The sequence below is a fragment of the Frankia sp. AiPa1 genome (genome assembly GCF_023243075.1).
Lineage (GTDB): Bacteria > Actinomycetota > Actinomycetes > Frankiales > Frankiaceae > Frankia.
Map to the genome: position 1 here is coordinate 164,090 of NZ_JALKFZ020000140.1, position 9,668 is coordinate 173,757.

A 9,668-nucleotide genomic window follows, 5' to 3' on the forward strand; every position below is an offset into this window, starting at 1 on the left:
CCCCGGCCATGCCTGATGTGACAGATGTGACAGTGATGACGTTCGACATGCTACGACGCGAAAATCTCATGCATACAAACTACGCTACGCTTATGATCTATAACTCCTGGTGACGAAATAAGTACGAAATAAGTATAGTGCGAGAGGCTCGGGTCGTGCCGGCGGGCCGGTGTTCACGACGGCCCGGTGTTCACGGGGGCAGGGTGTTCACGCGAGTACGGCGGTGATCTGCGGCAGGTCGACCGAGGTCCGGATGCCGGGGTCGGCGGCGCAGACCGCGGCGACGGCGTTGACAGCCCGGTTCGCCGTGAAGCCGGGGGAGGTCTCGGCCATCCGCTCGAGCGGCACGTCGAACCGCAGGCCCACATCGAGCGGGGCGTCACCCTCGACCCGGACCCGCCACCCGGTCTCCCGCAGGTCCCATGCCTGCTCCAGCGCGGTCGTGCAGTACCAGGTGGCGTGGAAGGCCAACACCTCCCGGCCCGCCCGGATCCCGGACACGGTGATCCGCTGGGCGGCGACGGTCCCGGCCGGCAGCACCCCGGCCGCGATCACGACGTCCCGCGGCGACACCGCGACCTCGCCGCTGGCCACCACCCCATCGAGCGGCATCGACAGTGCCTCGGCGAGCACCCGCAGGGACGGGCCGAAGCTCGTCCGCCCGTGGTTGAGACGTGCCTCGCCGATGGCCGCGGGCAGCTTGCCGAACCCCATCACGTCGAACAGCAGCCCGGGCGAGTCGCGTTTCGACAGGTTCGCGTACTCCTCGATGGTGAGCCGGTCCAGCCGTCGCTGGATCGAGGCCAGCACCAGCGGCACGGCCTCGGTGATGAACCCCGGGCTGCTGCCGGTGCTGTGCACCGAGGTGCCGCCGCGCTCGCACGCCGCCTCGACCCGCCGGCGGTCCTCGGCGTCCAGGCTGGCCGGATGATGGAACTCGCCGCGGGTCGTGACGACGTTGGCCCCGGACGCGAGGATCCGGCAGACCTCGTCGACGTCGCAGGCGCGCGGCATATAGAGGACACAGGCGGCGCCGAGCGCGAGGATCTCCCCGATGTCCCGGGTCGCCCGAACCCCCGTGCGAGCGCGGTCGCACAGCTCGCCGGCGTCGCGGCCGACCTTGTCCGGCGAGTGGACGTACAGGCCGACCAGCGACAGGTCGGGGTGATCGATCACGGCCCGCAGGGATCGGCTCCCGATGTTCCCGGTGGCCCACTGCACCACCCGCAGCGGGTGGCGGGCCCCGGTCGCAACCGTGGTTCCCCGGCCGGCGATGCTCGTGACCGGCCCGGGTGAGCTGGCGCGATCATCGCCCGCGGTCAATGGGACGGCTCGAGGAACTGGGCGACGACGCTGGTCGCCTCCGTGCCGCTACCGGTCCAGGAGACCGTCCCGTGGTCGAGCATGGCCACCCGGTCGCACAGCCGCAGCGCGTGCGCGACGTGCTGCTCCACGATGAGCAGCGCGGTGCCCTCGGCGCGCAGCCGTTCCAGGCTCGCGTAGAGCTCCATGGTTATCTTCGGAGCCAGCCCGAGGGAGAGCTCGTCGGCGATGAGGATCTTCGGCACCTCCACCATGACCCGCGCCATCGACAGCATCCGCTGCTCGCCGCCGGACAGGGTGCCGGCGGCCTGCCGACGCCGTCGTTCCAACACGGGGAACAGCTCATAGGCGATCTCCAGGCCGCTGCGCACCCCCTTGCGACCGCGAGCCCGGGCGAAGGAGAGGGTGAGGTTGTCCTCGACGGACAGGGTCGCGAAGACCGACCGCCCCTCCGTGGCGTGGGCCACGCCCGCCCGTGCGAACCGGTAGGGCTTGCGGCCCGTCATGTCCACCCCGCCGAGGAACACCGATCCGCTGGTCGGCGCGACGAGACCGGACGCGACGCGGGCGACCGTCGTTTTTCCCACGCCGTTCGACCCCACCAGGGCCAGTACCTCGCCCGGGTTCACGGTGAGCGAGACGTCGAACAGGGCCCGGAACGGTCCGTAGGCGGCTGACACCGACCGCAGCTCGAGCACGGGTGTCACTGGGCCTCCTTGGACCGTGGGCCGGTCTCCACCAGCGTGGACTCGTCCGACTCGGATTCGGGCAGCTCGAAGTCGCCCAGGTAGGCGGCGCGGACCTCGGAGCTGGCCATGACCTCGCGGGTCGGCCCCTCGGCGATCAGCCGGCCGAAATCCAGGACGTAGGAGCGTGACGTGAAACCGGTGACCAGCTCCACGTCGTGTTCGACCAGCAGGATGGCGAAGCCCTCGCGGGACTGCACGTCCTCGAGTGTCTTCGCGAGCGCCGCGGTCTCCACGCGGTCGAGCCCGGAGGAGGGCTCGTCGAGCAGCAGCATCCGGGGCTCGGTCATCAGGGCACGGCCCACCTCGACCAGGCGCCCCTGCCCGAGGCTGAGCGTCCCGACCGGGCTCTCGGCGAGGTCGCGCAGCCCGAGCAGCTCAAGGACCTCGTCGCAGCGGGCGATCTCCTGCGACGACGGCCCGCCGAGGCCGATGAGATCCTTCCAGAACCGGCCGGTTCCCCGGCGGATCCGTTCGGCGATGAAGAGATGATCACGGACGGTGCAGTCCGGGAACAGCTCGATGCGCTGGAACGTCCGGCCGAGACCGAGGCGGGCCCGCTTGAAGGCGGGCAGCCCGGTCGCGTCCGACCCGACGATCTCGACGCTGCCCTCGTCCGTGGGCAGCACGCCCAGCAGGCAGTTGAAGAAGGTCGTCTTGCCGGCGCCGTTCGGGCCGATCAGGCCGACCCGCTCACCCTCACTGATCTGCATACTGACGTTCGAGAGAGCGGTGATTCCGGCGAATTTCTTGGTGACGCCGCTTGCCTTCAACACGTGCTTCATGAGATCCAGTCCTCCGATCCCACCGATGCCGATGCCGATGGCGAGTCGGGAGCCGCCTCGCCGGCCGGCTCGCCCCGGTCCGCCGCCGCCGTGCCTGTCGCCGCCGTTCCCGTCGTCTCCGCGGCGCCGCTCGCGGCGGCGTGCTGCCGGCGCTCGGCTCTGGCGGAGGCCGGTGCCGTCTCTGCCGTCTCTGCTGTCTCCGCCGACCGTGCCGACCCTGTCGGCTCTGTCGGTCCCGCGGCCGTGGCGGGTGCCGCGACGCCTGGGCTCGACCCGCGGCCCGGGATCAGCCGTCCTGGGGACAGCCGGTTCGGGATCAGCCGTCCGGACATGCCGTGCTCGAGGAGCCCCTCGGGATGTCGGGCGTACTGGATGGCGGCCAGCCCGAACAGCACGAAGGTCCACTTCGACGAGATCGGGAAGAAGCCCGGCAGGTTGCTCTGGCCGCGCAGGATCCAGGCGAACAGCGAGCCCTTGAGGATCAGCTGGTCGAACAGGGTGAACGCGGCCGCCGCGTTCAGCGCCCCCGGAACCGTCCGGGCGCCCAGGGTGACGACGATGACCATCCAGAACAGGGCGGAGAACGGCACGAAGTTGTTGCTGTAGTTGACGTTGCGCTGCGACATCGCCATCACCGCGCCGCCGAGCCCCGCGATGAAGCCCGAGACCGCGAAGGCGACCAGGCGAACCTGCCCGGCTGAGATGCCGATGGAGCCCGCACCGACCTCGCTGCCGCGCAGCGCGATCAGTGTCCGCCCGAACGTGCCGCGGCGCAGCTGGATGACCACGGTCGCCACGATCGCGAGCAGCACCGTGACGAACACCAGGAAGTTCTTGTCGTTCTCCAGGTTCCAGGGACCGATCACCGGGCGCGGCACGACGGTGCCCTGGAGCAGCGAGGTGTTGCCACCGCCCACGAACGGCAGCTTCACCACGACGGCGTCAACGAAGAACGCGAACGCCAGGGTGGCGATAGCCGTCCAGATTCCGCCGAGCCGGCGGACCGGCAGCGACAGGATCGCCCCGACGACGGCGGCGATGGCCGCGCCGATCAGCATGCTCAGCGTGCCCGGCAGGTCGTACCGGTTCGCCATCTGGAACACGGTGAACCCGCCGATGGCGGCGAAGGCACCCTGGCACAGCGAGATCTGCCCCGCCATTCCAGTGATCACTGTGATGGACAGGAAGATGATGCTCACCACGACGGCCTGGGTGACCAGATAGACCCAGAGCTGGTCGCCGCGGCTGAGGACCACCGACGCCACGATGACGAGCAGCACCGCGCCGATGACCCCGCTGATCAGCTTGCTCCGCGGGTCGCGACGAGCGCCGCGCTGTGACGGCGGCGGCGGTTCGACGCCGGCCAGTGGGTCGCCGGCCTCCCGGGACCGGCGGATGCTGGGCACCAGGACGACCACGGCGAACAGCGCTACGAACGGCACCGACGGGGTGAGGTTGTCCTGCACCGTCTTCACCCAGGCGTGGGTGTCCGACCAGCGCGGGAGGTAGGTGTTCAGCAGGGCGATGACGATGCCGAGGCCGAGGCCGCCGGCCAGCGCCCTGGGCAGGCTGACGAGCCGGCCCACCGCCGCCGCCGCGATCGCGACCACCATCAGGCTGAAGAAGTCCGCCGCGGCCAGCGTGTTGAACCGCGGCGCGATCAGAACTCCGGAGATGCCGGCGAACAGCGAGGACAGCGCCCAGGACAGCGCGGAGACCCGGTCCGCGGCGATGCCGTTCAGCTCGGTCATCCGGGGGCTTTCGACCACCGCACGCATCCGCAACCCGATCCCGCCGAAGCGGAACAGCGCACCGAGCCCGACGAGTGCGATCACCGCCACACCCATGTCCACCAACTCATTGCGGCTGAACGCGTACACTCCGAAGGGATCGTAGAAGACCCCCGCGCCGTTGGGGACCACGCCCACCGGAGTCGCGCCCGACTGCGGATGGAAGTCGGCGATGATGTCGAACAGGTAGGGCATGGCCACCGCCAGGCCAATCGCCACCACGAGTTTCGACAGCGGCGGCGCCGTGCGCAGCGGCCGGAAGATCAGCCGTTCGAGTATCAGTCCGATCGCGGGCGCCAGCAGGAAGACGGACACGATGACCGCCGGGACGGTGGGCCAGTTCCATTCCTGCCGCGCCTTGAAGTACATCGCCGCCGAGATGTACGCCTGCGACCCGAAGGCCAGGTTGAACACGCCGGACGTCTTGTAGGTGAGGACAAATCCCAGCGCGACCAGTGCGTACACGGCACCCGGTGGGGTGCCCTGCAGGATCGCCTGGAAGAAGTCATGCCCGATCGAGTTGGATTCGGATCCCATGGCGAGTGCCGTCCCGGTCAGCAGGGGCCGTGGCCGTGGCCGTGGCGGGGCAGGGTGTCCGCGCGTCCCGGCAGCACGGCAGCGCGGTGGGTCGCCACCACGGCGGATAAGCGGGTGGTTCGACCGGGAACGCGTGTCATAGGTGACCTTCCCTCGGGTAAGCGGGTGCTCTGACCGGGAATACGCGGCATCGGTGCCTTTTCCCTGAGGGTGGGTATCGGTGTGGTCCTCACTGGAGGGTTTCCTCGCCTTCGATCGTGGTGCGGTGCATCAGCCGCTCGGACGCCGGATCGTAGGGCATGGCACGGTGCAGAATACCCGTATTGTCCCAGATCACCAGGTCACCGACCTGCCAGTCGTGGTGGTACCGGAACCGCTCCTGGGTGGACCAGTCGAGCAGTTCGTCCAGTACCGCGCGACTGTCGTCCGGATCCATCCCCACGATGTGGTCGGCGGTGGCGCCGATCACCAGCGACCGCCGGCCGTCATGGCGGCGCCAGACCAGCGCGGTCTCGCGGGCCGGCACGGTCTTCCAGCCGGCCTCCTGCTTCTCGGTGGGGTTCGGGTTCACCAGCCGCTGCGAGGCGGCGAAGCTGTGCACGACCCGGAGCTGCTCGTAGCGCTCCTGCTCCTTCGCCGGAAGGCTCTCGAAGGCGGCGTACGTGCTGGCGAACTGCGTGCCGCCGCCGGAGGTCGCCACGTGCCGGGCGGTCAGCGTGGTGGCCTTCGCCGGGATCGGGTCGGTGGTGCCGTCGATGTGCCAGTGGAAGGTGCCCTTGAGGTATTCGGCCGAAGGGTTCTTCGCCGGGTCGAGCGTGATCGTGAAGATCTCCCGGCCGCCCGGCGCCACGACCTCACCCAGCCGGTGACTGAGCACGAGCTGACCGGCGTCGTCCAGGTCCGCGCCCCGGACGAGGAGAACCCCCCGCCATTTCAGTGCCTCGAGGCAGCGGGCGATCACGGTGTCATCGAGCAGGTCCCGGGCATCCGTGACCTCCACTCCCAGGTGCGGGCTGAGCGCCCTGGTCTCGGCCATGGGAACCTCCCTTCTAGCGATGGAAACTATATTCTCTGGTGCTTTCGGACATAACCCCTCGCGCTCGTCGTCGCCACGCGGTGCCTGGCGGATCACGGTTGCCCCGGTACAGGGCCACCGTGATCCGTAGATCATGCCTGCTGGTGGACTCGCGGCGCCAAAAATGCGAGGTCTGTGACCACGGGTCACGGCCATGGAACCCTCCGGGGTGAGTGGGCCGTGCTGGCCAGGCCGGTCGAGTCCGGGCCGGCCGCGACCGGGCTGCGCCTCCCGTTCTCCCACGGGCAAGGCCAGTGCTCTCGCTAGATGCAGGTTGATTATCGTATATCGAGAATGTAGTTTCCAGTAGTCGAGGGGTGGGTGGATGCCGGGGCGAACCCCGGTCGGCTCCGCTGGCGCGCGTACCGCGGCGAGCGCCAGACCCCGTGGTCGCGTTCGCCACCATGACCGAGGAGCGGATGTGCAGGGCAGCTGGAACACGATCCCCGAGCTGGTGCGGAGCGCCGGCGAGCGGTTCGGCTCCGCCGAGGCGGTCGTCGACGGGGCTGAGCGGATCACCTTCGCCGAGCTTGCCGAGCGGGTCCGCCGGGCGGCGGGCGCTCTGGACGCGATGGGCGTGCGCCCCGGCGACCGGGTGGGGATCTGGGCGCCCAACAGCGCGCAGTGGATCGTCGCCGCCTTCGGTGTGCTCACCGCGGGGGGTGTGCTCGTCCCGGTGAACACCCGGTGGACGGCGCGGGAGGCGGCCGACGTCCTGACCCGCAGCGCCGCGGCGGCGGTGCTGGTCTCGCCGGGCTTCCTCGGGCGCGACTACACCGCCCCGCCCGGCATCCGCGCGATCGACATCACGTCGGACGCCCTGGCCGGCGGTCGCCCGCTCGAGCGCGAGGTCGACGGCGACGCCGTCGCCGACATCCTGTTCACCTCGGGGACCACCGGGCGCCCCAAGGGCGTGATGATGAACCATCGGCAGACGCTGCGGCTGTATGACGAATGGTGCGACCTCGCGGATCTGCGCCAGGGCGACCGCTACCTGCTGGTCAATCCCTTCTTTCACACCTTCGGCTACAAGGCCGGCCTGGTGGCGTCGCTGACCCGTGGCGCCACCATGCTGCCGATGGCGGTCTTCGACGTCGACCGGGTCCGCGAGGTGGTGGCGCGCGAGCGGGTCACCATGCTGCCCGGTCCGCCGACGCTGTACCACTCGCTGCTCGAGGGCGCCGGGAAGCACGATCTGTCGTCGCTGCGCTGCGCGGTGACGGGCTCCGCCGACATTCCGGTCGAGCTGATCCGGCGGATGAAGGCCGAGCTGCCGTTCCAGTCGATTATGACGGGGTACGGGCTCACGGAGGCCGGCACGGCCACCGCGTCCCGGCCCGGGGACTCGTTCGAGGACATCGCGACCACGGTCGGTACCGCCTGCGACGGCGTCGAGGTCAGCATCGCCGATGACGGTGAGGTGCTGGTGCGCGGCTACTCGGTCATGCAGGGCTATCTCGACGACCCGGTCGCCACCGCCGAGGCGATCGACGCCGACGGCTGGCTGCGCACCGGTGACACCGGCACTCTCGACGAGCGGGGCCGCCTGCGCATCGTCGGGCGCAAGAAGGACATGTTCATCGTCGGCGGTTTCAACGCCTACCCGGCCGAGATCGAGGGCGTACTGCTCGAGCATCCGGCCATCGCCCAGGCCGCCGTCATCGGGGTGCCCGACGACCGCCTGGGCGAGGTGGGCCGGGCGTTCGTGGTCGCCCGCGCTCCGTTGTCGGCCAGCGAGCTGACGGCCTGGAGCAAGCAGCGGCTCGCCGGTTACAAGGTGCCGCGCTCCGTGGTGTTCCTCGAGGCCCTGCCGCTGAACGCCAGCGGCAAGGTGATGAAGGACCGCCTGCGCTGAGCCCGGCGTCGGCGGGACCAGGCGGCCGGACGTCGGAGCCGGCCGGCCCTGATGACCAGGCCGGCCAGCCTGGATGGCGATCACTGGGAGGGTACGTGCGGTTCGGCGTGATGATCGGCCCCGAGCGGGGTGACACGGCGCGCAAGGTCGGACGGATGATCGACGATGTCCGCTGGGCCGAGCAGGCGGGGATGGACACGGCGTGGGTCCCGCAGGTTCCCTCCGACTTCGACGCGCTGATCGCGGTGGCGCTGATGGGGGCGAACACCGAGCGGATCGAGCTGGGCACGGCGGTCGTGCCGCTTCCGGCCCAGCATCCGATCGCGCTTGCCCGTCAGACATTGTCCGCTCAGGCGGCGACGGGCGGCCGGCTGGCACTCGGCGTCGGCCCGTCACATCACTGGATCGTGCGGGACATGCTCGGGCTGCCCTACGAGCGGCCCGCCGCGCTCACCCGCGACTACCTGGAGGTGCTGGCCAGCGCCCTGCACGGCCCCGGGCCAGTGGACGTCGAGAACGAGACGTACACCGTGCACAACCCGCTGGAGATCGGCCCGGTGGCACCGCTGCCGCTGCTGGTGGCCGCGCTGGGCCCGGTGATGCTGCGCCTGGCCGGCGAGCGTGCCGACGGCACCGTGCTGTGGCTGGCCGACGACCGCGCGATCGCCGAGCACATCGCACCGCGGATCACCCGGGCGGCCGAGCAGGCGGGGCGGCCGGCGCCGCGGATCGTCGCCGGCATTCCGGTCTGCCTGTGCCGGCCGGACGAGGTCGACGTCGCCCGGGAGCGGGCCAACCGGATCCTCGGCGAGGCCGAGGTCTCCCCCAACTACCAGCGGCTGCTCGACCACGGCGACGCCGACAACGTCGGCGACCTGTGCATCGTCGGCGACGAGACGGCCCTGGTCGCCGGATTCAAGCGGTACGCCGACGCCGGGGTCACCGACCTGTCGTTCCGGCTGCTGCCGATCGGCGACAATCGGGACGAGCTGGTCGCCTCGAAGCACCGGACCCGCCAGGTCATCGCCGAGCTGGTGGCGAGCCTGCGCTGACCGGGATGCGGATCCCAGGCCCGGCGCGGCGCAGGCTCGCCTGGCCTGGGTCACTCGTAGCGGACGCGGGCGGTCGGCGTGCTCGGGACGCCCTGGCAGGTGAGCACGTAGCCCTCGGCGACCTCGTCCTCGGTCAGCGCGTCGTTGACGTGCATCGTCGCCGCGCCCTCCTCCAGCACGGCGATGCAGGTGGCGCAGGAACCGGACTCGCAGGAGAACGGCGGGGAAAGCCCCGCCCGGCGGGCGCTCTCCAGGAGCGTCTCGCCGGTTCGCCGGGCAACGGTCACCCGCTTGCGGCCCAGAATGATCGTCACCTCGCCGTCGCCCTCGACCGCCGCGCCCGCGCCCGCGCCGGTCGGGACGGTCGTCTCCGGTGCCCCGATGGCCGCGGCCGCCGCCGCGGCGGCGGGCGCGCCGGCGCCGCACCCGTCCCCGAACACCAGACCCGGCCCCGGCACGGCGGCCTCGCCCAGGCTCATGTAAGCCTCGGGGCCGCTGACGTATC

The 9,668-nt window shown here is 70.6% G+C and carries 8 protein-coding genes; 2 read left to right on the forward strand and 6 right to left on the reverse strand.

Annotated elements, in window-relative coordinates; translation table 11 throughout:
• Positions 1-207 precede the first annotated feature (207 nt).
• The 5 genes from MXD95_RS15120 to MXD95_RS15140 all read right to left on the reverse strand — a co-directional run bounded on the left by MXD95_RS15120 (position 208) and on the right by MXD95_RS15140 (position 6,217).
• Positions 208-1,323 carry an NAD(P)H-dependent amine dehydrogenase family protein gene (locus MXD95_RS15120; RefSeq protein WP_308301498.1) on the reverse strand — a complete coding sequence of 372 codons (1,116 nt, stop codon included), beginning with the start codon at positions 1,321-1,323 and terminating at the stop codon, positions 208-210.
• Entirely contained in the window at positions 1,320-2,030 is a 711-nt protein-coding gene (locus tag MXD95_RS15125; protein WP_250641261.1) for an ABC transporter ATP-binding protein, read from the reverse strand. Before MXD95_RS15125 ends, MXD95_RS15120 begins: the two co-directional genes overlap by 4 nt.
• Positions 2,027-2,854 (reverse strand): ABC transporter ATP-binding protein, encoded by an 828-nt coding sequence (locus MXD95_RS15130; RefSeq protein ID WP_250641262.1) that lies wholly within the window; start codon positions 2,852-2,854, stop codon positions 2,027-2,029. Before MXD95_RS15130 ends, MXD95_RS15125 begins: the two co-directional genes overlap by 4 nt.
• Positions 2,851-5,181, reverse strand: a complete 2,331-nt coding sequence (locus tag MXD95_RS15135; protein ID WP_250641263.1) for a branched-chain amino acid ABC transporter permease — start codon at positions 5,179-5,181, stop codon at positions 2,851-2,853. The genes MXD95_RS15130 and MXD95_RS15135 overlap by 4 nt, the downstream gene beginning before the upstream one ends.
• A 229-nt stretch (positions 5,182-5,410) precedes the next feature.
• Positions 5,411-6,217, reverse strand: a complete 807-nt coding sequence (locus tag MXD95_RS15140; RefSeq protein ID WP_250641264.1) for a TauD/TfdA dioxygenase family protein — start codon at positions 6,215-6,217, stop codon at positions 5,411-5,413.
• 460 nt (positions 6,218-6,677) lie between these two features.
• Here MXD95_RS15140 and MXD95_RS15145 point away from each other — a divergent pair, with 460 nt between their 5' ends.
• Both MXD95_RS15145 and MXD95_RS15150 read left to right on the forward strand, forming a co-directional pair.
• Positions 6,678-8,111: a FadD3 family acyl-CoA ligase gene (locus MXD95_RS15145; RefSeq protein ID WP_250641265.1), complete on the forward strand. Its 1,434-nt coding sequence runs from the start codon at positions 6,678-6,680 to the stop codon at positions 8,109-8,111.
• 95 nt (positions 8,112-8,206) lie between these two features.
• Positions 8,207-9,163, forward strand: a complete 957-nt coding sequence (locus MXD95_RS15150) for an LLM class F420-dependent oxidoreductase (protein ID WP_250641266.1) — start codon at positions 8,207-8,209, stop codon at positions 9,161-9,163.
• A gap of 50 nt (positions 9,164-9,213) precedes the next feature.
• On the opposite strand, the gene MXD95_RS15155 is transcribed toward MXD95_RS15150, so the two are convergent.
• A partial coding sequence (locus MXD95_RS15155) for a 2Fe-2S iron-sulfur cluster-binding protein (RefSeq protein ID WP_250641267.1) occupies positions 9,214-9,668 on the reverse strand: 455 nt, incomplete at its 5' end.

Bases quoted from the DNA above. Each gene is read 5' to 3' on its own strand.
- MXD95_RS15130 (WP_250641262.1), bottom strand. From the start codon at position 2,854: ATGAAGCACGTGTTGAAGGCAAGCGGCGTCACCAAGAAATTCGCCGGA.
- MXD95_RS15135 (WP_250641263.1), bottom strand. From the start codon at position 5,181: ATGGGATCCGAATCCAACTCGATCGGGCATGACTTCTTCCAGGCGATC.
- MXD95_RS15140 (WP_250641264.1), bottom strand. From the start codon at position 6,217: ATGGCCGAGACCAGGGCGCTCAGCCCGCACCTGGGAGTGGAGGTCACG.